Source organism: Dolichospermum heterosporum TAC447, assembly GCF_024584745.1.
Taxonomy (GTDB): domain Bacteria; phylum Cyanobacteriota; class Cyanobacteriia; order Cyanobacteriales; family Nostocaceae; genus Dolichospermum; species Dolichospermum heterosporum.
Genome location: NZ_CP099464.1, coordinates 3,810,787 through 3,834,672, shown reverse-complemented (window position 1 = coordinate 3,834,672; position 23,886 = coordinate 3,810,787). Strand labels below are relative to the sequence as shown.

At 36.2% G+C, this 23,886-nt stretch carries 19 protein-coding genes and 1 pseudogene; 18 read left to right on the top strand and 2 right to left on the bottom strand.

Annotated features, from left to right (window positions below; translation table 11 throughout):
* Positions 1–111 precede the first annotated feature (111 nt).
* From NG743_RS17115 to NG743_RS17100, 4 genes are all read left to right on the top strand, one after another.
* Positions 112–858, top strand: coding sequence for a DUF4351 domain-containing protein (locus NG743_RS17115; RefSeq protein WP_257120518.1), 747 nt, complete (start codon positions 112–114; stop codon positions 856–858).
* Positions 859–1,366: 508 nt separating this feature from the next.
* Positions 1,367–1,921, top strand: coding sequence for a UDP-4-amino-4,6-dideoxy-N-acetyl-beta-L-altrosamine N-acetyltransferase (gene pseH, locus NG743_RS17110; protein ID WP_257120517.1), 555 nt, complete (start codon positions 1,367–1,369; stop codon positions 1,919–1,921).
* A gap of 82 nt (positions 1,922–2,003) precedes the next feature.
* On the top strand, positions 2,004–3,059 hold the full coding sequence (pseI, locus tag NG743_RS17105) for a pseudaminic acid synthase (protein WP_053538104.1): 1,056 nt from the start codon (positions 2,004–2,006) through the stop codon (positions 3,057–3,059).
* A 206-nt stretch (positions 3,060–3,265) separates the two neighbouring features.
* The gene (locus NG743_RS17100) at positions 3,266–4,150 is read left to right on the top strand and encodes a DUF4351 domain-containing protein (RefSeq protein ID WP_257120516.1); all 885 of its coding nucleotides are present in this window, start codon (positions 3,266–3,268) and stop codon (positions 4,148–4,150) included.
* Positions 4,151–4,520: 370 nt separating this feature from the next.
* Here the strand turns inward: NG743_RS17100 and NG743_RS17095 are convergent.
* Positions 4,521–4,700 (bottom strand): annotated as a pseudogene (locus NG743_RS17095) (IS982 family transposase); the annotation flags it as partial.
* A 125-nt stretch (positions 4,701–4,825) separates the two neighbouring features.
* Here NG743_RS17095 and NG743_RS17090 point away from each other — a divergent pair.
* The 14 genes from NG743_RS17090 to NG743_RS17025 all read left to right on the top strand — a co-directional run bounded on the left by NG743_RS17090 (position 4,826) and on the right by NG743_RS17025 (position 21,266).
* The gene (locus NG743_RS17090) at positions 4,826–6,001 is read left to right on the top strand and encodes a hypothetical protein (RefSeq protein ID WP_257120514.1); all 1,176 of its coding nucleotides are present in this window, start codon (positions 4,826–4,828) and stop codon (positions 5,999–6,001) included.
* Between the two features lie 9 nt (positions 6,002–6,010).
* Positions 6,011–7,204, top strand: coding sequence for a hypothetical protein (locus NG743_RS17085; RefSeq protein WP_257120513.1), 1,194 nt, complete (start codon positions 6,011–6,013; stop codon positions 7,202–7,204).
* Positions 7,205–7,361: 157 nt separating this feature from the next.
* Positions 7,362–8,099: a methyltransferase domain-containing protein gene (locus tag NG743_RS17080; RefSeq protein WP_257120512.1), complete on the top strand. Its 738-nt coding sequence runs from the start codon at positions 7,362–7,364 to the stop codon at positions 8,097–8,099.
* 62 nt (positions 8,100–8,161) lie between these two features.
* On the top strand, positions 8,162–9,076 hold the full coding sequence (locus tag NG743_RS17075) for a glycosyltransferase (protein WP_257120511.1): 915 nt from the start codon (positions 8,162–8,164) through the stop codon (positions 9,074–9,076).
* A gap of 482 nt (positions 9,077–9,558) precedes the next feature.
* Complete coding sequence (locus tag NG743_RS17070) at positions 9,559–10,800, top strand: glycosyltransferase family 4 protein (protein ID WP_257120510.1); 1,242 nt, start codon at positions 9,559–9,561, stop codon at positions 10,798–10,800.
* A 136-nt stretch (positions 10,801–10,936) separates the two neighbouring features.
* Positions 10,937–12,274: a phenylacetate--CoA ligase family protein gene (locus tag NG743_RS17065; RefSeq protein WP_257120509.1), complete on the top strand. Its 1,338-nt coding sequence runs from the start codon at positions 10,937–10,939 to the stop codon at positions 12,272–12,274.
* Between the two features lie 26 nt (positions 12,275–12,300).
* Positions 12,301–13,002, top strand: coding sequence for a hypothetical protein (locus NG743_RS17060; RefSeq protein ID WP_257120508.1), 702 nt, complete (start codon positions 12,301–12,303; stop codon positions 13,000–13,002).
* A gap of 68 nt (positions 13,003–13,070) precedes the next feature.
* A complete protein-coding gene (locus tag NG743_RS17055; protein ID WP_257120507.1) occupies positions 13,071–14,264 on the top strand; it encodes a glycosyltransferase in 1,194 nt (397 codons plus the stop codon).
* Positions 14,265–14,464: 200 nt separating this feature from the next.
* Positions 14,465–15,658, top strand: a complete 1,194-nt coding sequence (locus NG743_RS17050; RefSeq protein WP_257120506.1) for a glycosyltransferase — start codon at positions 14,465–14,467, stop codon at positions 15,656–15,658.
* A gap of 200 nt (positions 15,659–15,858) precedes the next feature.
* Positions 15,859–17,055 (top strand): glycosyltransferase, encoded by a 1,197-nt coding sequence (locus tag NG743_RS17045; RefSeq protein WP_257120505.1) that lies wholly within the window; start codon positions 15,859–15,861, stop codon positions 17,053–17,055.
* A 208-nt stretch (positions 17,056–17,263) separates the two neighbouring features.
* The gene (locus NG743_RS17040; RefSeq protein WP_027402573.1) at positions 17,264–17,710 is read left to right on the top strand and encodes a DUF29 domain-containing protein; all 447 of its coding nucleotides are present in this window, start codon (positions 17,264–17,266) and stop codon (positions 17,708–17,710) included.
* 275 nt (positions 17,711–17,985) lie between these two features.
* Positions 17,986–18,654, top strand: coding sequence for a Uma2 family endonuclease (locus NG743_RS17035; RefSeq protein ID WP_257120504.1), 669 nt, complete (start codon positions 17,986–17,988; stop codon positions 18,652–18,654).
* Positions 18,655–19,116: 462 nt separating this feature from the next.
* Positions 19,117–19,950, top strand: coding sequence for a Uma2 family endonuclease (locus tag NG743_RS17030; RefSeq protein ID WP_257120503.1), 834 nt, complete (start codon positions 19,117–19,119; stop codon positions 19,948–19,950).
* Between the two features lie 440 nt (positions 19,951–20,390).
* Complete coding sequence (locus NG743_RS17025) at positions 20,391–21,266, top strand: Uma2 family endonuclease (RefSeq protein ID WP_257120502.1); 876 nt, start codon at positions 20,391–20,393, stop codon at positions 21,264–21,266.
* A gap of 762 nt (positions 21,267–22,028) precedes the next feature.
* Here the strand turns inward: NG743_RS17025 and NG743_RS17020 are convergent.
* Positions 22,029–23,696, bottom strand: coding sequence for an IS1634 family transposase (locus tag NG743_RS17020; protein ID WP_257120501.1), 1,668 nt, complete (start codon positions 23,694–23,696; stop codon positions 22,029–22,031).
* Positions 23,697–23,886 lie beyond the last annotated feature (190 nt).

Sequence of the window (23,886 nt, the reverse complement as noted above, 5' to 3'; positions counted from 1 at the left end):
TTGAATATCTTCATTTATTTATCTTTTTCTCCCTCTGGGTGGTGTTCATTCTTGTTGCTCCTTATTGACAATGGGTTTTGATGCCATTTTTGGTGTTTTTCTTTTTTGCCAATGTATTTTCTCGATAATATGTTATTTTTTATTCTCAATTTTATTTCTTGCCTATGTAATTCCACTCCTGTGACAGTTGGGGTGCGGAATGTGGGTTATGGGTTAACAGGATTTTATGGACATACAGTTAAACAAGACTGGCGGGGACTGTTGATTTTACGCGATCGCAATCAAGGATTAGGCTGGGAAGTTCCCTACACAGAATTATTGGAAAAACGGGTGACTCAGCTATATTTGAGTGATCTGCAGGACCAGCAAGAACTAACCCCGAATTTGATGCTTTTGCAGTTGGTGGTGACAGAAAAAGACAAAAGTGCCGTAATTGGTAGAAAGCTATTGCAGGAAGCCGACACAACAGGCGAGTTTCAAAGGCGATTGAGTTTAATCGAGACTATACTGGCTAATAAGTTCCCTGAGTTAACTAAGGAGATCATCATGAATATGCTAGACCTAGAAATTGTGGATATTACCCAATCCCGTTTTTACCAAGAGATTATTGTCGAAGGTCTTCAGGAAGGTCGCCAAAAGGGTCTTCAGGAAGGTCTTCAAAAGGGTCTTCAGGAAGGTGAGGCTAATTTAGTTATTCGTCAACTAAGACGACGACTGGGGGAATTACCAGAGAGCCAATGTTCACAAATCAAGAGTTTTCCTGTATCACAGTTGGAGTCATTAGGAGAAGCGCTGTTGGATTTTCAGGGTATTGACGATTTGGATGACTGGCTACAAAAATATACTGAATTAAGTTAATTTATAAGTATCTGCCTTAACGATACAGAGATCCCCGACTTCTCGAAGAAGTCGGGGATCTGAAACCCTCACGGTCTGCAAATCAAATATGGTTGCTATATACATGGAACAACTCAATTGAATTCACAATCATTACGCTAGAGGGTGGTTGAAAAATTCTGATTAAGACAATTACAACATTAACCAACAAACAAATGAGCAATTACATCCTGTACATCTAGAGTTTTTTTGTCAGAATCAGGATAACCAGGATTAAAGGATTTACAGGATGTTATTTAATAATTGTTGGTGGAAATTTGGGGATTATTTTGTTTATTCTGATTAAGACAATTACAACATTAACCACCAACAAACAAATGAGCAATTACATCCTGTACATCCTCAAATCCTGGATATCCTGATTCTGACAAAAATTATCCGCGTTCATCTGCGTTTATCTGCGTTCACCTCTTAGATGATTTGGGCAGAAGTATTAAATCAGGAAATATAATCAAAGGGATTATTTAATATGGCTAAACGTGAAGATTATCAACTAAGACCTCTACAAGAATCTGATTTGGAAATGGTATTAAGTTGGCGTAATTCAGAGAGAGTCAGAGCTAATATGTATACAGATCATATTATCAGTCTTGAAGAACATCAAACTTGGTTTAAAAAAATAAAAGATGAGCCAACCGTTGACTATTTAATCTGTGAATTTCAAAATCATCCTATTGGGTTGGTTAACTTTATAAATATAGATAAAAATAATAATAAGTGTTACTGGGGATTTTATTTGGGGGAAACTGCAACTCCTTTAGGTGGTGGAGGTGCTTTAAGTTTTATTAGTATGGAATATATTTTTGAAATTGTTGATATTAGAAAAGTTTGTAGTGAAGTTTTAAGTTTTAACAATAAGTCTTTAAAACTTCATAAAAAATTCTCCTTCCAAGAAGAAGGATGTTTTAAGAAACACATCTATAAGAATCTTGAATATCAAGATGTTATTTGTTTAGCCTTATTTCAAGAAAATTGGTTACATAATAAAAATGATATAGCTAAAATCGTATTTAGGAATAAATAATGTGATTAATAATTATGTTGTAGTTTTTGTAGTCAGATGTAAACTAATACATCAATAACTTATCTCAGATAGCAGAGTGATCATGAAGACAATAGAGATTCAAGATAGAAAAATTGGTAACAATCATCCCCCATTTATCATTGCCGAAATGTCAGGGAATCATAACCAATCCTTAGAAAGAGCCTTGGAAATTGTCGAAATAGCTGCCAAAACAGGAGTTCACGCCCTCAAAATCCAAACTTATACAGCAGATACCATGACCCTCGACTTAGATCGAGACGAGTTTTTTATTAATGATCCTAAAAGCTTGTGGTATGGTAAATCTTTATTTGAACTTTATCAACAAGCATATACCCCTTGGGAATGGCATAAACCAATATTCGATCGCTGTCGGGAATTAGGTATCATCGGGTTTAGCACACCCTTTGACTTTACCGCAGTAGATTTCCTAGAATCCCTAGATGTTCCCTTTTACAAAATAGCCTCCTTTGAAAACACCGATTTACCACTAATTCGCAAAGTTGCCAGTACAGGAAAGCCTATCATCATTTCCACCGGTATGGCAGCGATCGCCGAATTAGATGAAACAATAACCACCGCCAAACAAGCAGGTTGTCAAAACCTAATTTTACTTAAATGTACCAGCAGTTACCCATCAACACCCAAAGACACAAACTTACTCACCATTCCCCACCTCAGAGATTTATTTGATGATATCCAGGTTGGCTTATCCGATCATACCCTGGGAATTGGTGTAGCCGTTGCCAGTGTAGCATTAGGTGCTACAGTAATCGAAAAACATTTCACACTTAACCGCGCCGATGGTGGTGTAGATGCGGCTTTTTCAATGGAACCGCAAGAAATGAAACAATTAGTTATAGAAACAGAAAGAGCATGGCAAGCTATGGGTAAAATTAGCTATGGAGTCACCGCAGCCGAACAGAAATCTTTAATATTTAGGCGCAGTCTTTACATAGCCCAAAATATGCAATCAGGTGATATACTAACCCCAGACAATTTAAGAGCTATTCGTCCCGGACAAGGTTTACCCCCCAAATACTACAATCTTTTATTAGGGAAAAAAATCAAAGTAGATGTTCAAGCGGGAACACCAGTAAAGTGGGAATTGTTAATGTAATAATGTAAGTTGCTAGTTAGGTAACGCCACGCTATGCGTTTAATAGCTTTTAGATTTTTGTTTAGGAGTTGGGCTTTGATGGTCTTATAGATCTCAGTCCCTCCCCAGAAGCCCTTCTTGTGAACTGTGTTGGGAGCATATTCAAGATGGCTGATTGCGGGAGGAGTGTGTCATGGGATGGAATCTTAAATTTATAGATCAGACAAATGACCAAGAAAAAAGCAGATATTGGCGGTAAACGCCTAATTAGTTTAGCACCTGAGCAATGGGTACGTTGGTTAACTAATAACCCTGATTTAACAGTCAAAGAGATTATTAGTTCCGATTTTCAATGGGTAGCAAGAGAAAATGATGTATTAATTAAAGTCTCTAGTCCCAAGGACGGAGAATTTTTAATTCTAAATGAGTTACAATTGCGTTACAACAAGCAAGTACCCGTAAGAATTTATGCTTATACAGCCTTAGCCAAAGAAAACTATAATTTACCGGTTTATCCCGTATTGCTTAACATTCTACCTAATTCTCAAACAGAAATAATTCCTAACTGCTATGAAACGGAATTTATGGGAATTAAAACTTATCAAAACTATCATGTTATTAATCTGTGGGAATTAGATGTTAATTTAGTTTTTGAGCATAACTTATCAAGTTTATTGCCTTTTGTGCCAATATTAAAAGGAGGAGGAAATGAGAGTATTGTCAGGCAAGCAGTAATTGAATTACGAGCTAATGAAACTTTAACAGATTTAGAGCCATTATTATCATTTTTTGCGGGTTTTGTCCTGGATATACCCTTAGTTCAACAAATAATGAGGTGGGATATGACCATATTGAGAGAGTCTCCTTGGTATCAACAAATCTTAAAAGAAGGTTTGCAGCAAGGTTTGCAGCAAGAAAGTTGTAAATTGGTATGGAAATTAATTGACCGTCGTTTTGGGACTTTATCATCTGATTTCAGCCTCAAAATTAATCGCTTATCAATTACTCAACTAGAAGAACTAGCAACAGAGTTACTCGATCTCACTGAGATAAATCAACTAGAAAATTGGTTGCAACAAAATTCAGAGTCTGGAAACATTCCTCTCAGCTAGTACACTAGGGCGTAAATAGCATGACCATTAAAAGCTCCAAAAATTTGATTAGACATCTCCAAAAAAGATTGTAGAGACGTTCCATGGAACGTCTCTACAGGGTTTTCAGATCAAGCATCTTTAATTTTTGGAGATGTCTATTGATTACAAGGCTTGAAAATGGTTTATTCACTTACGCCGTGCTGTACTAGTTAGGTAAATTGTCAGAATCAGGTGGTTATCGAGGGAAGTCAAGATAATGTCCACCGATTAAAGGATGAACAGGATGAAACCAGAGCTTTTATTACCAATTACCTATTACCAGCCTCAACGAGATAACTAGCAACTTGAGTTAATAATTGAACTCGCACGCCATAGAAGTATCTTTTCGTCTGTGTGCTTTCATATAAGTGCAAGCTTTACTATGATTGCCACTAAAAAACATCGCTGCACACACAGCCGTTGTGATAATTTCTGCATCACTCACAATTCTACGACTATCTTCATCATGCCCAATCACTTTCAACAAGTCATCTGTGATAGCATAAATGGCAATTATTTCATTTAACATACACCCCTCCTCTTTTTCTTCCTAGAGGGAATTTTATTGCTTCTCTAAATTTTTAATTCCTAAATTTGCTTTAGTATCTGCGGAATGTGGGTTCCAAGTTAATTGATAGTGTATCAGAAGGTATTATGAAACTAGATTTTGAATATCACAGTGAGACCAGGGCAATATTTTTCCTAAATACCTTATTAAGTGGTTTATTTTGCCTTTATCTTGTGGTTGGATTGATAAATTATATCCAAAGAGCAAATGGTGGAGTGTTTATTACCCAATATTTTCTTATTATAATAGGATTATTATTTTTTATCACTGAAACTATTTTCTTCAATAGACGGTATGAATTTGTTTATCAAGTAACTGGGATTTTATTATTAGGATTTATTCTCTCTATGCTAGAGAACAATATCCCGTTACTAAGAGCAGCTTCAGTTAACTTATTATCACAGACTGGTGTAGCTTTATTTTTACTACGAAGACCCTTAGCAGGTTTTGTATTACCATTCACTTATTTATTATTTGGATTTGTGGTTGCTTTCTTTACATATTACTTTTACAATCGAATAGACCCTAATGCAATCTTTTTATATGCAAGTCGCAATACAGTTTCTTGGCTATTGATTGTTTACTCTGCAATTATTTATATAGTTAGTGACAAAGCACGTTTAAAAATACCAGTTTTACCTGCGATAATGACTGTCATTTTCTCAGTTATGTCATACGGTAGGTCTGGTATTATCTCTAGCTTTATTTTACTCATTGGCATCTTGTTATTAACTTTCTATGAAAACAAGAAAAATGCTAAATTCTATATTTTTATCACTTTTATCGGTATTTTATTCATGTTTTTTCTTATTAACAGAAGCGATATTGTGAACACAATATATGATATTAGTCGTTATTTCAATCGTCTAGAGACCCGCGGGTTATCGGATCGTGATGGTCGAGAGTATATATTGAGTAATTACATTATTCAAATGAATATGACAAGATTTCTTTTTGGAACAGATCCAAGATATGATTTAAGTATTATTAATTTTAAGTTAAATTATCACAACTCGTTCATAAACTTACATGCTTATTCTGGAATGGCAGGCATTATATTTGTATTTTTAATGCTACGGGCTGTGGTTAAACTGTTTAATCGTAATAAATTACTCTGGTTAATTTTGATCACACTTATTTTAAGATCGTTCACGGATAATTTACTTTTTGTGACCCAACAATATGATTTTATAGTATATTATATTACCATTTATGCTTTTATTTGTGATCATCATAAAAATACTGGAATAACAAAACATTGAGGAAAAATAATGAAGCCATCAGTTTACGATAAATGCGGCAATCAGCTAAAAATAGAAAAAAAGTTTGAACCACTTTGCATACTATTTATAGATTCTTCTGGGTTCAGGGAGGATTATGCTCGCATATATGATGAAATTTATAAAGAGCTTAGTATCAATAATATATCGATACTAACAATTCTTGGACCAGGCTCAACCAAGGCAGAAGAATCACGGTTCAAGTCATACTATCCAACTCGAATAGAAGAATTAACGAAAGGCAAACAAACTTGGAGAATGAAGTATTTAAGACATTTCATTGCCCAAATGATCAAGAGAAAAGTCCCGTTATCTAAAAGGCGACCGTGGACTTGGTATAAATTTTACACAACATTTTCAGCAATGGTGAGCTTTTTTGAAGATTCTCAACCAAGACTAGTAATATCAATAAAATATGATTCCTGTTATGCCTTTGTTGTGGCGGCGAACAGTCTACGCGTACCTACCTTGGCTATCCAGCACGGCGATTATTACTTGGATACCGACGTAGATTACGGCGATGGCAGTTCATCACGACGATTTCATGAGTGGCCAGCCTCTATACTTTTAGTCTGGAATCAGTCAACGGTTGAGTTCTGCCAGAGAAAATTTGGTAACCAGCATACTTATAGATCATTAAACGCCCCTTTGTGGCATGCAAGATATCATTCAAAGACAACCTGTTCTACAGATAAAATTATTATATATGAATCTGATCTGTCTCTCTGGTCAAACTCATTAATAAACTCTATTATCAATAGTTTTGGAACACAGCAGGTTAAAGTTAAACCACATCCCTATTATGTATCTAAAATTGTTTCAAGAGCCGCATTAGAATTTCCAGAGTTATTGGTGTCTCAACCACTATGGGAAAGCGTTCCAAAAATAGGAATTTCATTCAGTTCAACAGTTACTGACGAATTAATCTTTAACGATTGCGTCTGTGTGACGATTGCCAGGAAAGAGGATATTGGGGTGAGGTTTCCATACACTGGCACGTTTTCACTGGATGACGATTATATCAATCGTATTCTCCTTCTTTTGCAAGAACTTTATACATCGAAAAGCAAATATCAGCAGATATTGACAGCACAAAAGGAAGAAAGAAAGGATTTTGTTTCCTCAATTATGCCAGTAGCTAAAGGCATAGCAAAAGTTTGTGAAGAATACATCACAAAAAAGTGATTTGGTTAACTTATTTTAAGATAGCCCAACTTAAATAATTTGAATGATTGGCGGCATCTCTTATCAGCTTTATCCCCAGAGATGTTATAAAATTATCATTCTTGCAATTTCTCTTTGATCCATCTTCGTTTAATAACTCAGTAATATAATGCTAAATATGAAACAAGTAGTAGACTATGATCATAGCAAAAACACTCACAGTAATGCCGGTGCTGAAAAAGGGTTTAACCTTATATTCGGTGATTATTTACCAACACCAAGTAGCCTAATAGACATAGGATGTGGAGCTGGTTTTTGGCTAGCCGCGGCCGCAGCACATGGAGTACCAAAAATTCAAGGTGTTGATGGAATACAAGCAGAACATCTTATGATTGGTGAGGAATATATATTTATTACTGATTTATCTGAGGATTATTCTATTTCCCATTTGTTTTCTGAAAAATATAGCGTCGCTTTATGCCTTGAAGTCGCTGAACACTTAGACGAAAGGGATGCAACTAATTTCATTAAAAACCTAGTTGACCTATCCGATACTATAGTATTTTCTGCTGCTATCCCCGGACAACCTGGTCAACATCATGTGAATTTGCAGTGGCCTGCCTATTGGCAGGCTAAGTTTAATGAGTATGGCTTTTTTTGTGATGATTCCATCCGATGGAAAATTTGGAATGAGTTAGACATTGAGCCTTGGTATAGAAATAACATATTTATTGCGCGTAAATGTCAAATTAAAGCTGGAAAAGAGCCCCGATTGCTTCCAGTGATTCATCCACAAATGATGCAATATCTGGTTCCCACTTATTACCAAAAAATGTTGAATGAAAGAGGTATTTCAATTAGATCTGCTACGAGAATGTTTTTGAATATTTGTTCTAGCTTAATTAATAGAAAGTAATGCAAGCAAATCAACTAAGTGATTCTACGTCAAGCTCTGTGAGCCTTAAATCTGGGGTCAGTGTGATTATTTGTTGTTACAATTCAGCAACTCGCATTCAGAAAACTTTACAACACTTAGCCCTGCAAATTCTTGATGACCAAATTTCGTGTGAAATTATTGTGGTCAACAATGCAAGTACCGACAATCTAGATATAGTTGTTAAGGATACTTGGTTGAGTTGTGGTAGTCCTTTCCCTCTAAAAGTAATTTTTGAACCAACACCGGGGTTAGCGTATGCTCGTCGCAGCGGAGTCTTATCAGCCAGTTATACTTACGGAGTTTTCTGCGATGATGACAACTGGTTATCCCCAGATTACTTGATAAAGGTTGTTAAGATTTTTAATACTAAGCCACAGATGGGATTAATCGGTGGCTGCAGTACTCCCGTGTTAGAAGATAATGGGCCTGCTTGGTTCTATACCAAGTCTTCTGCCTTCGCCGTTGGTATCCAAGCACCTGAAACCGGAGATATAACTGATCGTGGCTTTGTATGGGGTGCTGGTATGTCCTTTAGAGTTCAAGTGTTAAAATCTATCTACGAGGCGGGCATAAAGCCATTAGTAAGTGGCAGAAAGGGGGATGTCCTGACATCCGGAGACGATGGAGAGATTAGTGCTTGGTATATATTCTCAGGCTATCACATATGGTATGACTCAGAGATGAGGTTTCAACACTTTATTCCTAAAACTCGATTAAGTGATGAATACTACCAGAAGTTTTTCCAAAGAAAATATCCCACTCTTTGGCAAACTTATGGGAGATATCTAACTGTTCGGTATTTTCTAGTGTACCCACGTCAAAGCATTGCTGATCTTGCTAAAGGTTTCGTCCGATATTTGCTATCTGTAGTTATTCTTTTGACACAACCTCAAGATATCCTCACTGTAATTCAAGTTGAACGAAAAGTTAAGCGATCGCTCAAGAACCAAAAATAGATTCAGTCCAAGAAATAACATCTATAAAACGAATAGATTCCATTGCCTGTTTTACGAGACTTGTGGCATTCTTTTCTATCACACTTTCTGCATGAAGGAAATCCTTAGCTTATCTGTCAAAAATAACACACTACGGCAGCACTGTATTTTATTTTTGTAAATGATTGTGCTGTCGGGTTGGGGTTATTCTTATTTGTTATTCTTTGGGACAAATTATTTCACTTTTTCTTGGACTCTTCGTTAATTATTAAACCATTAGTTTTAGTTCAGTTAGCAATGTTTGGATGCCTTTTTATCAGTGAAGGTAATTTTATAACTTTATTTGTATATTTGGTAATAACATTTGTAATAACTATAGCAGGAGAAATAATTTCCCTGAAATTAATACTATCTTCAAAATGAACAATAGCCAGAGAAATAATAAGATATTCAACATAGCCGTTGACAAAATATAAGATTAATTAAAAAGACAATCATTAATTATGCGTATTTTATTCCTAATGCCCTATTGCCCTGCTCCTGCTAACTCAGGCAACAAAAATTTGACTTTTAATCTTCTTAAATATGTCACCAATCATGCGAGTTGCGATCTGGTCATGTTAGTTGAAGAGGGAGAAAATCAAGAAACGGTTCGAGCTAAAGTAACTAAGGAGTTTCCTCAAACAGCTAATATTTGGATTTTTTCAAAAGATCATGGTTCTCGTTCCTTATGGAAAAGACTACAAGCAATTCTGCAAGGATATCACCCAGCAATTGGGCGATATAGTAGCCAGAAATTAGAAATTTGGCTAACTCAACATATGGAAAATAATTCTTATGATTTAATTCATATAGATATGTTTTATATGGTTCAATATGTAAAGTTTCTACAATCGCTTCCGACTTTACTAATTAGTTCTGATGCTTACTCTATGGCATCTATTAGTGCTAGATTAGCATCTAAAAACTGGCTGAAAAAGCTTTCTTTTTGGATTCAAGAGATTTTACTAAAAAATTATGAGATAAATGAATATAGTAAAATAGATACAGTTTGCTTAGTTTCAGAAATAGATCGAAAATATCTGTCCGCACTATCACCCAGATTATCTTTAAAAAAGATCGGAATCGCGGTCGGTGAAGAATATACTATAAATAAGCCTCGTTCCTTTCCAATCAGCGATAAATCTCATCCCAATATTCTTTGTGCTGGGGTTATTTCTATTTCACATATTGCGGTAGGATTTGTGGAATTTTTAGACAACTGCTATTCTGAAATTGCTAGTAAATTTCCTGGTATTACTTTTACCATACTTGGTAAAAATCCAGATCGAAAACTTATGGATAGGCTTCAGGAGTTTCCACTTGTAAAATATATCGAATATGTAGAAGATTACGCTTCTTTTTTGCAACAAGATTGGGTCTATATCTATCCGCAAAGATGCGGCTCTGGTTTGCAGACAAAAGTTCAACAAGCTATGGCTGTAGGACTACCAGTTATAGGTTTTCCGCAAGCATTTGGTGGATTTGAAGTTGATAATGGCAAACAAGGCTATGTTTGTCATTCAACGGAGGAAATGACTGAGAGAGTTATTGAACTTTTGTCTGACAGACATTTAAGAGAAACTATCGGTAACGCTGCGGCAGAGTACATTAGAGAATCATTCTCAATCGAAAAAATTGGCAGTGAGATGCTCAATACTTACAGTGAAACTATGAGTCGTCATTCTACACTTGTTCCATTGTGAAAGACTAGTACAGCACGGATTATGAAGTTCTGCCGGAAATATCGGAGACTTTTATTTACATTGCCATGATCCGGCTCATGGTGCGGCGACTGGCATAAATTTTGACCCCTCAAAACTTTTCAAACACCTTCTAACAATGATTAAGCTCTATTCTAATAGAATTAAACAAGATTTTGAAAAAGCACAAGGATATTTTAATCACTTAAATACTCTAGATTTTTCGGCAATATCCAGTATTCAGTTAGCTAAAATTCAATTAGTCTGGGAAGATTGTGTGTCTGACGTTCCTTATTATCGGGAATTAGTCGAAAAAGGTAATGCTCCTCCCAAAATTTACTCATGGGATGATTTTTATGCGATTCCAGTTCTAGATCGTGTGACTATTAAAAATAATCAAGAAAAATTTCATAGATTATCAAAATCTCCAGATTCCTATGTATCAACAACGGGTTCGACTGGTCAACCAGTCCAAATTGGTATATGGAAATCGGAATATGTTCCTCTGCGTATAGCGAAATTAGTACCTTGGATTCAGGTTGGTTATACTCTTAATAGCCCGATTTATTTAATCTGGGGACACGCTCATCTACTGGGTACTGGTTGGCACAGATACTGGAACCATTCAGTGAGGAAGTTAAAAGATTGGTTTTTGAACTATTATCGAGTTGATGCTTATACGTTAGACAAAATCAAAGCCAAACAAATTGCCCAAGACATTATTCGCAGAAAACCAAGTGGAATCATTGGCTATGCAGCCATTCTTGATTTATTATGTCGGTATACTCAAGAGTATCATGATGAACTTCGTCGTGTTGGTTTAAAGTTTGTCATGAGTTGTGCTGAACCACCGCCTCGTGAAGACACATTTGATCTTCTCCGTAGTGTATTTAATTGTTCAATCTTACAAGAGTTTGGTGGTGTTGATTTTGGCCACGTAGGATTTAAAATTAATGATGCTCCTTATACATTATTTCCTGACCTCAATATATTAGAAGCTGAATCAGGAATTGAAGATAATGAAGCTGGTTCGGCACTGGTAACTACTCTATATCGTCGTTATGTGCCATTGATTCGTTACCGTCAAGGAGATATTTTGACAGGAGTAGTTCGTAATCAGAATGGTTTAATTGTGTCGTTTGAAGAACAAATTGGACGCATTAACGATATGTTTTTTTTGTCTGATGGAACTAGCATTCATAGTGTAGCACTTCTGCATTGCTTTAAGGAAGAAAAATCTATTTTTAATGTCCAGTTAATTCTTTCAGATAATGGTCATGAGTTTTCTCTAATTGCCAAGGAGCCGCTTATTCCTCAAATTGAACAAAATATTAGGCAAAAACTGCAACAAATTCATCCAACATTAAAAAATGTTCCGTTTAAATATGTTATGGATTTATCCACCAATCGAGCGGGTAAACGCAGATGGATAGTAGATAAACGAAACTTAACTTCAAATAGTCAGAGTAAAAAATAGGGACAAAGAAGCCCCCGAAGCAAAAAATGTTACCACAATCATATCAAACAATTTTCCGAAAGCATTTGAGTGAACAGCAGTATTTGACATTAGAGATATTGTTGTTATTAATACAGGCTCATCGCCAAGTAAAACTGTCAAAATTGGCCAGCTTGTTTCCCCAACCAATTAAATATGAAAGCAGGAAACGTAATCTACAAAGATTTTTAGGAATAGGTAAACCCTGCGTAAAATTATTATGGTTTCCATTGATAAAATATTGGATTAGACAATCGTTAACACCAAAACAACTGAATCGAGAACAGCGCCGTTATTTTCATAAAAAACAGTATCAAAAATATGGTTATTGGATGGTAGCACTGGATAGAACACAGTGGAAGGAGCGAAATATATTTATGGTGACATTGGTATGGGGTACTCATGCCCTACCACTATATTGGGAAACATTAAATCATGTCGGAAATAGTAATTTACAAACACAGAAAAGATTAATAAAGACGGCAATAAAGTTGTTAAAAAAATGTCGAATTGTGGTGTTAGCAGACAGAGAATTTCATAAGTACCCACGTCAAAGTGATTTTAGCTTTGCTCTCTACGGACAACTATGGATTTATGGTATGGAATTATGGGCTGATTTAGCTCTGAATTTAATCAATCTCAAGCCTCATAAACGCCTCTTTTTTCAACGGGGCTTTCAGGCTCTATCCCTTATGAAACAAGCTCTTTAGCCGCCTTGTCACCCGTTAAGGTTTCCTTATTTAATTATGCCTACAGGAAAACACATTCTGATTAATCTATGAAAATTTTAATTGTTATTCCCGCTTTGGGGAATGTTTATGGTGGACCATCCAAAATTGTTCTTGAATTAGCAGAATCTATTGGTAAATTAGGTGTTAATGTTGATGTCGTAGCTACGAATGCCAACGGAGAAAAAACTTTAGATGTGGATCTTAATCAGTGGATTACACAAAACCATTATAGAGTCAGATATTTTTCCTACTTAGATTTTATAGATTATAAGTTGACTTTATCAATGAGTAAATGGTTATTTAACAATGTATCTAGTTATAATTTAGTGCATACTCATGCTATTTTTTCCTATCCGGTTCTTGTTGCTTATTGGATGTGTCAACTACACAAAATTCCTTATATTGCTACAACTCATGGAATGTTAGAACCTTGGGCTTTAGCTTATAAAAGTTGCAAGAAAAAGCTTTATTTTAATTGGTTAGAAAAACCTGCCTTACAAAAAGCTAGTGCTATACAAATGTCAGCTTCCACAGAAACAGAAGGAATCAAAAACCTCCATTTAAAGCCACCTTTAGTGATTGTTCCCAACGGAATTCATAGAGAAGATTTTGCCTCTCTTCCCGACCCAGAAATTTTTTATCAGCAATTTCCAGAAACTAAAAATAAAAGATTAATTATATTTTTAGGACGCATTGATCCCAAAAAAGGATTAGATTTATTAGCACCAGCCTTTGCCCAAGCACATCAGAAATTTCCTGATACACATTTAATCATTGCAGGTCCCGATAATACCGGATTTTTACCCACTGCACAAAGCTACTTTATCAAAGCAGGTTGTAGCCATGCTGTCACCTTTACGGGAATGTTGACAGGTAATATCAAATATGCAGCCTTAGCAGCAGCTACAATCTATGTTGCCCCTTCCTATTCTGAAGGTTTTAGTATGTCAGTATTAGAAGGAATGGCTGCGGGTTTACCCTGTGTCATTACCACTGGTTGTAATTTTCCCGAAGCGGGTGAAGCTGAAGCTGCTATAATTGTGAACATTGATGTTGGTAGCATAGCTAAGGCTATAATTCAACTTCTAGAAGATGATCAACAGGCCAAGAATCTGGGCGATTCCTACGGAGCGCTTCGCTATCGCGCCCGGCAGTTTATATTAGATAATTATACATGGGATAAAATAGCATTAAAAATGGTTTCCGTGTATGAAGATATACAGCATTTACCGATCTTATGAAGTACAAATATTAATAATAAAACTCTTGTGGTGCGGGCATCTTGCCCGCACAAAGTATACTTCACTCAAGCTCAACTTGCTGTAGTTTTCAGATCCCCGACTTCTTTTTAAACTTGTAAATAAATTAAATGATGAATTAAGACCAAAATTCACCAACAGTGGCAAAATTAAACTTTTTTAAATTTAGTCTATAGATAAAAATGAAAATATTAGTTGTTATTCCAGCTTTAGGAGAAATCTATGGTGGACCATCCAAAAGTGTTCTGAGTTTAACAAAAGCAATTGGCAAAAGTGGAGTTAGTATTGATATCATCACTACTAATGCTAACGGATCTAAAACGCTAGATGTTCCCCTATTGGTTTGGATTCAAGAAGAAAATTATCGCATCCAATATTTTCCTTATTGGAATTTTTTAGATTATAAATTTACTTGGTCTTTAACTAGTTGGTTGTTTCAGAATGTTACTAACTATGATTTAGTGCATACTAATGCTATTTTTTCTTATCCAGTTTTACCCGCCTACTGGTCATGTCAAATGGCGAAAATTCCTTACATTGTAACTCCACGAGGAATGTTAGAACCTTGGGCTTTAGCTTATAAAAGTTGCAAGAAAAAGCTTTATTTTAATTGGTTAGAAAAACCTGCCTTACAAAAAGCTAGTGCTATACAAATGTTAGCTTCCACAGAAGCAGAAGGAATCAAAAACCTCCATTTAAAGCCACCTTTAGTGATTGTTCCCAACGGAATTCATAGAGAAGATTTTGCCTCTCTTCCCGACCCAGAAATTTTTTATCAGCAATTTCCAGAAACTAAAAATAAAAGATTAATTATATTTTTAGGACGCATTGATCCCAAAAAAGGATTAGATTTATTAGCACCAGCCTTTGCCCAAGCACATCAGAAATTTCCTGATACACATTTAATCATTGCAGGTCCCGATAATACCGGATTTTTACCCACTGCACAAAGCTACTTTATCAAAGCAGGTTGTAGCCATGCTGTCACCTTTACGGGAATGTTGACAGGTAATATCAAATATGCAGCCTTAGCAGCAGCTACAATCTATGTTGCCCCTTCCTATTCTGAAGGTTTTAGTATGTCAGTATTAGAAGGAATGGCTGCGGGTTTACCCTGTGTCATTACCACTGGTTGTAATTTTCCCGAAGCGGGTGAAGCTGAAGCTGCTATAATTGTGAACATTGATGTTGGTAGCATAGCTAAGGCTATAATTCAACTTCTAGAAGATGATCAACAGGCCAAGAATCTGGGCGATTCCTACGGAGCGCTTCGCTATCGCGCCCGGCAGTTTATATTAGATAATTATACATGGGATAAAATAGCATTAAAAATGGTTTCCGTGTATGAAGATATACAGCATTTACCGATCTTATGAAGTACAAATATTAATAATAAAACTCTTGTGGTGCGGGCATCTTGCCCGCACAAAGTATACTTCACTCAAGCTCAACTTGCTGTAGTTTTCAGATCCCCGACTTCTTTTTAAACTTGTAAATAAATTAAATGATGAATTAAGACCAAAATTCACCAACAGTGGCAAAATTAAACTTTTTTAAATTTAGTCTATAGATAAAAATGAAAATATTAGTTGTTATTCCAGCTTTAGGAGAAATCTATGGTGGACCATCCAAAAGTGTTCTGAGTTTAACAAAAGCAATTGGCAAAAGTGGAGTTAGTATTGATATCATCACTACTAATGCTAACGGATCTAAAACGCTAGATGTTCCCCTATTGGTTTGGATTCAAGAAGAAAATTATCGCATCCAATATTTTCCTTATTGGAATTTTTTAGATTATAAATTTACTTGGTCTTTAACTAGTTGGTTGTTTCAGAATGTTACTAACTATGATTTAGTGCATACTAATGCTATTTTTTCTTATCCAGTTTTACCCGCCTACTGGTCATGTCAAATGGCGAAAATTCCTTACATTGTAACTCCACGAGGAATGTTAGAACCTTGGGCTTTAGCTTATAAAAGTTGCAAGAAAAAGCTTTATTTTAATTGGTTAGGAAAACCTGCCTTACAAAAAGCTAGTGCTATACAAATGTTAGCTTCCACAGAAGCAGAAGGAATCAAAAACCTCCATTTAAAGCCACCTTTAGTGATTGTTCCCAACGGAATTCATAGAGAAGATTTTGCCTCTCTTCCCGACCCAGAAATTTTTTATCAGCAATTTCCAGAAACTAAAAATAAAAGATTAATTATATTTTTAGGACGCATTGATCCCAAAAAAGGATTAGATTTATTAGCACCAGCCTTTGCCCAAGCACATCAGAAATTTCCTGATACACATTTAATCATTGCAGGTCCCGATAATACCGGATTTTTACCCACTGCACAAAGCTACTTTATCAAAGCAGGTTGTAGCCATGCTGTCACCTTTACGGGAATGTTGACAGGTAATATCAAATATGCAGCCTTAGCAGCAGCTACAATCTATGTTGCCCCTTCCTATTCTGAAGGTTTTAGTATGTCAGTATTAGAAGGAATGGCTGCGGGTTTACCCTGTGTCATTACCACTGGTTGTAATTTTCCCGAAGCGGGTGAAGCTGAAGCTGCTATAATTGTGAACATTGATGTTGGTAGCATAGCTAAGGCTATAATTCAACTTCTAGAAGATGATCAACAGGCCAAGAATCTGGGCGATTCCTACGGAGCGCTTCGCTATCGCGCCCGGCAGTTTTTATTAGATAATTATACATGGGATAAAATATCATTAAAAATGATCTCTGTTTATGAAAATATCATTCAAGGTAATAAACATTTATAGACGAGAATTCCTACATGAGGAACGTCTCTACACCCAAATTCATACTTGGTTTCAGCAACGCCATTAAATGCAGTACAGCTTAAAAAGCGATCGCTCTGGTTTCTCGACTATTGAAAAAACGATTTGGAAAAATAGAGCGATTTCTAGGTCGCGCTTCGCTATCGCAGCTATAATACTATAATAGAGTAAACAATACTTAGGTGCTTTCATGAACACCATTAATGCTCTTTACGAACAAGATTATTTCCTTTGGCTGGAAGAAACCTATAAACTACTAGAAAATAATCGCATTGAGGAATTAGATTTTTTACATTTAAAGGAGGAAATTCTCAGTTTGGGTAATGAACAAAGGCGGAAAGTTGACAGTTACCTGCGTCAATTGCTCATTCACTTATTGTTGTATAAGTATTGGAACTCTGAAAAAGAATACTGTGCCAAAGGTTGGCAAAATGAAATTGATAACTTTCGATTTGAGCTTGAGTTATTGTTAAAGTCTAAAACGTTGTATAACTATTTCTTGCAAGAAATTGCAGAAATTTATGTTAAAGCCAGAAGACAGGCCATCAAAAAAAGTGAATTACCTGCTCATCTTTTTCCTGAAAGTTGTCCGTTTTCTGCCGATGATCTACTCGATCCAGAATTTATTCCCGATTAAAATTAGTGATGTCCCTGTGAAATTTCTATAATAATGCTTCTCAAAAATGGGCGATTCCTACGGATCGCTTCGCTATCGCGCCCGGCAGTTTATATTAATGTAAGTTGCTAGTTAGGTAAATTGTCAGAAATGGCTAACGCCACGCTTCGCTATCAGGATGTCAAGGATTAAAGGATGAACAGGATGAAACCAGAGTTTTTATTACCAATATACCTAGTATATGGAAGGAATTGAATATTAATGACTTAACTATTAAGTAGAGGGAGGCAAGAACAATGACTGTAGCTCTAGACAAAACCATAATCTATCCTGACAGTGATGGTCAGCCCATGGCAGATAACACCAAGCAATTTCGCTGGATTGTCCTGATTAAAGAAAATCTCGACTCCCTCTTTGCCAATGACGAGACCGTTTTTGTGGCAGGAGATTTGCTGTGGTATCCCGTTGAAGGTCGTCCCGATATTCGTGTCGCCCCCGATGTCCTCGTGGCCTTTGGCCGACCCAAAGGCGATCGCGGGTCATACCGACAATGGCAAGAAGAGAATATTGCCCCTCAAGTAGTGTTTGAGATTTTGTCTCCAGGCAATACCCTCAAAGAAATGAGCCGTAAATTGCTATTCTATAACCGCTATGATGTGGAAGAATACTATATATATAACCCAGACTCTAATGAATTGATGGGTTTTACCAGAGCCAACGAAGAACTCATGTCCATTGAAAACATGGATCATTGGCTGAGTCCTCGTTTGGGTATTCGGTTTGAACTAACAGCGTCAACTCTAAATATTTATGATCATCAAGGCAATCTCTTCTTATCTCCGTTAGAACTACGCAAAAGCCTTGAACAGGAAAAATCTAGGGCAGAACAGGAAAAAGCCAGGGCTGATTGTCTAGCCGCCAAGCTGAAAGAATTAGGTATAGATCCTGACACTCTGATACCATAGGAGCAATTCATAAAACCTCGCGGTAAGGTAAGAAGAAGCCAGGGAATTAATTCCCTGTCTAATAGCTGAAGTCGGTTAAAACCGACTGGTTTTGATAGCGTAGCGTGGCGTAATCCATATTTCCGGGCTAATAAGTAAAGTTTACTAAAGTAACCTGGGGATTTTTAGTCATCAAAAGACAACTTTTGCTAAGTAGTGAGACAGAATTAGTTACACAATGTCATTGGGAATGGAACGAAGTGAAATCAAGCAATCGCCAGGGTTGTGATTGCTTCCCTTCGCTCGCAATGACTGTAAATATTTTTGTCCAATTACCTATTAGACTGGGAATTGATTCCCAGGCGGGCTATGGGTTTTACGTTAAGTTGACACCAATGACACCGTAGCCAAAGCATCGGGGGATTAAGAGGGGTAGAAACAGGTAATTTGACGATGGCAATGAAACACAGGAGATAATGAATCATGTATCAAAGTGAAGCACCTCCGCAGAAAAACCTGCCCACCATGTATGATTTACCCAGTGAGGATATTGATGAAGAATTAGACTCCACAATTCATCCCCGTCCACCCTGGGAAACCATGCCCACCATGTATGATTTACCTAGTGAAAATCCAGAGGAGCCAGGTTTGCCAGACGAATTTCATGACTTTCAACCGCAATTATTACGGGAAACCTGTCAATCTCCCGTTTATCCCCAAGAGGAAATGTTCATTGGTACGGATTTAAACTTATACTATGATGGTCGTCATTATTCATGGTATAAAAGACCTGATTGGTTTTTAGTCTTAGGTGTAGCTGCTTCCGAAAAACAAGAAGATATGCGGTTGAGTTATGTAGTTTGGCAGGAAGTAGTAGCTCCATTTTTAATAGTGGAATTATTATCGCCAGGTACAGAAGCAGAAGATTTAGGACAAACATTAAGAAGTGCGAATAAACCACCGACAAAATGGCAAGCCTATGAACAGTATTTGCGATCGCCCTATTATGTGATCTTTGATAGATATGAAAATCGCCTCCGAGTATTTCAATTACGTGGCACAAAATATCAAGCAGTGGAACTGGTAGAACCAAAATTCTGGTTTCCTGAATTGGAATTAGGAGTAGGAGTTTGGTCAGGAAAATATCAGGATACAGAAGGTTTGTGGCTACGTTGGTATAATCAAGATGGTGATTGGATTCCTACTTTTGCGGAAAGAGCAGAACAGGAGAAACAACGAGCAGAACAGGAAAAACAACGAGCAGACAAACTAGCTGAGAAATTGCGGGCTTTGGGGGTGAATTTAGATGAAATTTAAAGAAAATTAACCGAAAAAAGTATTTCTGCTTGGCGATCGCATTCGTCAAATAGGGATATTATGGAAAAAAACACCCTAATTAAGTAATTGGACAAAAATATTTACAGTCATTGCGAGCGAAGGGAAGCAATCACAACCCTGGCGATTGCTTCATTTCACTTCGTTCCATTCCCAATGACATTGTGTAATTAATTCTGTCTGACTACTTATCTTCCAAACCAATGTCAAATATCAATTAGGGGCGATCGCCGCTACAATTGAAAACTTCTTAGATCATCCTCAAGAATCGAAGGAAATGGGCGATTGCGCCCGGCAGTTTATACTAGATAATTATACATGGGATAAAATAGCATCAAAGATGGTCTCTGTTTACGAAAATATCATTCAAAGTTATAATTTATGGGGCATTCCAGGCAATGAAGCACAGGAGATAATGAATCATGTATCAAGGTGAAGCACCTCCCCAGAAAAACCTGCCCACCATGTATGATTTACCCAGTGAGGATATTGATGAAGAATTAGACTCCACAATTCATCCCCGTCCACCCTGGGAAACCATGCCCACCATGTATGATTTACCTAGTGAAAATCCAGAGGAGCCAGGTTTGCCAGACGAATTTCATGACTTTCAACCGCAATTATTACGGGAAACCTGTCAGTCTCCCATTTATCCCAGGGAGGAAATGTTCATTGGTACGGATTTAAACTTATACTATGATGTGCGCCATTTTGCATGGTATAAAAGACCTGATTGGTTTTTAGTCTTAGGTGTGGCTGCTTCCGAAAAACAAGAAGATATGCGGTTGAGTTATGTAATTTGGCAAGAAGGATTAGCTCCATTTTTAATAGTAGAATTATTATCACCAGGTACAGAAGCAGAAGACTTAGGACAAACATTAAGAAGCGCGAATAAACCGCCGACAAAATGGCAAGCTTATGAACAGTATTTGCGATCGCCCTATTATGTGATCTTTGATAGATATGAAAATCGCCTTCGAGTATTTCAATTACGTGGCACAAAATATCAAGCAGTGGAACTGGTAGAACCAAAATTCTGGTTTCCTGAATTGGAATTAGGAGTAGGAGTTTGGTCAGGAAAATATCAGGATACAGAAGGTTTGTGGCTACGTTGGTATAATCAAGATGGTGATTGGATTCCTACTTTTGCGGAAAGAGCAGAACAGGAAAAACAACGAGCAGAACAGGAAAAACAACGAGCAGAACAGGAGAAACAACGGGCAGAACAGGAAAAACAACGAGCAGACAAACTAGCTGAGAAATTGCGGGCTTTGGGGGTGAGTTTAGATGAAATTTAAAGAAAATTAACCGAAAAAAGTATTTCTGCTTGGCGATCGCATTCGTCAAGCAAGAGATTATGGAAAAAAACACCCTAATTAAGTAATTGGACAAAAATATTTACAGTCATTGCGAGCGAAGGGAAGCAATCACAACCCTGGCGATTGCTTCATTTCACTTCGTTCCATTCCCAATGACATTGTGTAATTAATTCTGTCTGACTACTTATCTTCCAAACCGATGTCAAATATCAATTAGGGGCGATCGCCGCTACAATTGAAAACTTCTTAGATCATCCTCAAGAATCGAAGGTTCTTTTTAGGAACTACGGTCGGTCAGAAACGGTAAGTTCTACCGAGATTGTCTGTGGAGCGGGCAAACAAGATTGGAAGTCATTCTAAGACCGCGATGAAGCAGGAAATAAACACTAAGATTATCGCTGTCCAGGTGTGTCTAGACTTTGGTAATTTTGGGTAAGTTTTATAGCCCACATTCCGCAGATGTGACCTAGATTATTGGGATTTTTGAAAAATTTCAGCCAGGAAAATTTTATCTACCTAATTTTCTGGTTGAGTTTAACTTTATTTGCCAAAAAATAGAACATATTAAGTAACTTCATTTTACGAGGTTTTAAAATATATTCTCTCTCTATATTGAATTAGTAATTTCGGGTAAAATAAACATGACAATTACAGCTAAGAATATTTACATCCTCGCTAAAAATTTCTATTTACTAATTTTACCCTTGAACTATCTACATCTTTTTGTTCAAATAAACCACATCAAATAATTAGATAATATTTACTACAACTCTTTCCTAAATACCTGACAATCTTTTCACGTTCCTCTGTAAAATTGCTCATTTGTTTTTGTCCATTTATGACTACCAAATGTACAGCTTGAAACATCTGAAATACCCACCTCATTGTCGGTTTATTTGTGATTTTATTGACTTGATTTCTAATCCCGTCATCGAATTTAGCTAATTCTTGCCTTAACTTTCTTTGTGCAAGATTATAGACTAACAAACACAATCCCATAATCATTGCTATTGCTTCTACTCTTTCAGGAGTTTTGACAAATACGCTGGATGTAAAAAACAAGGGGTCTTTCAAAAATCTAAATCCTCTTTCGTTAGATTGTTGGGATTTATATTCTTCTAATACTTGCTCATCACTCAATTCATTTTTATCTAAGATATTTGTTGCTAATATAAATCTCCCTGCTTTAATTTTTTCAGTTTCTATTACTTCTTCTCTCGTTTCTATTTGACTTTTAACTTGATATTTTATTTGACTTGGTTCGGTCAATTTACTTGGTCTACCTGCTGTTTTATATTCAGATTTTTTTAAATACTCAATTTCTTTTATTTGGTGATATTTCCAGGATTTTGATAGCTTTTCTATTGCTACTTTTGCGTCTGCTTGACAAGCAAATTCTTGCCTGGATAGTTGACTGAGTGCGGCTTTTGCTTTTGATTCTTGTTTTTTGACTTGTTTTTCTACCTGTTGGATACTTGATTTTTTTCTTAATTCACTTTCGACGATTATCCATCTTTGTTTTATGTCTGCATATTCTGATTCTTTGGCTGCTATTTTATAGCCTGATATTTGACTATCTTTCCATTCTGATTCTTTTATATCTACGATTTTATTTTTTGCTTCCTTGATACTTAGTGGTACTCTTGTTATCCATTTCAATTCTCTCATTGCTGCTAAGTTTTCTGCTGTATATAAGGCACTATCTGCTACACTTATGCCCTCAAATGTCCATTGTTTTTTAAATTCTTTTAATCTTTCTACGAATACACTTTTATCATCTACGTTTCCTGAGTCTACTTTTAAATATAATGGGATATCTCCATCTCCTGTTACTATCATGTCTATGATAAATTGTTTGAGGTCTGGTCTTTTATCTCTTGAGTATCCATGAACTATTTCTATTCCTTTCATCTCTGGTTCTCTTTCTATTTTATTCTCTCCTGTTTCTTGCTTTGTTTCATCTCTTTCTTCGCTTTCTTTTTTGTACTCTCCTTCTACACTCATTGAAGTCCCATCTAAATGAATACTATCCATTTCTACTTTGAATTTATGGGCTGCTTTTATGGCTACTGCTGTAAATATTTTTGTTGTTCCTATTTGATGATATTTGTCTAGTTCTCTTCCTAGTTTGTCATCGTTTAAATGTGATGGTAATACTCCTTCTCCTATTAAATGTTCTGTTGGTTTTCCTACAAAAAATTCCTCAAATAGATATAATGGGGCGCTTAAAAAGCCCAATCCATTTAAGATCATTGCTTTTATTACTTGTCCTGGGTTGAGGGTTTCTTTTGTTTTTATTCCAACTATTTTATTCACTTCTTCTACTAATTCCATCTCGTCTATTATTCCCGCTACTATTCCTAAATGGTCTATATTTAGGATTTCCATGGCTTTTTTTGACTCTTTCATGGTTTCCCCCCTCTCTATTTGATTACACTATTTTAACAAATAAAAGCCTGAAATCTTTGCTCGGCAATCTTTTCAGGCTTTACTTTCTCTAAATTTTTAATTCCTAAATTTGCTTTAGTATCTGCGGAATGTGGGTTATAGAACGGTGAGGTTAAATATGGAACTTTACAAATAATTAGGGCTTGCTGAT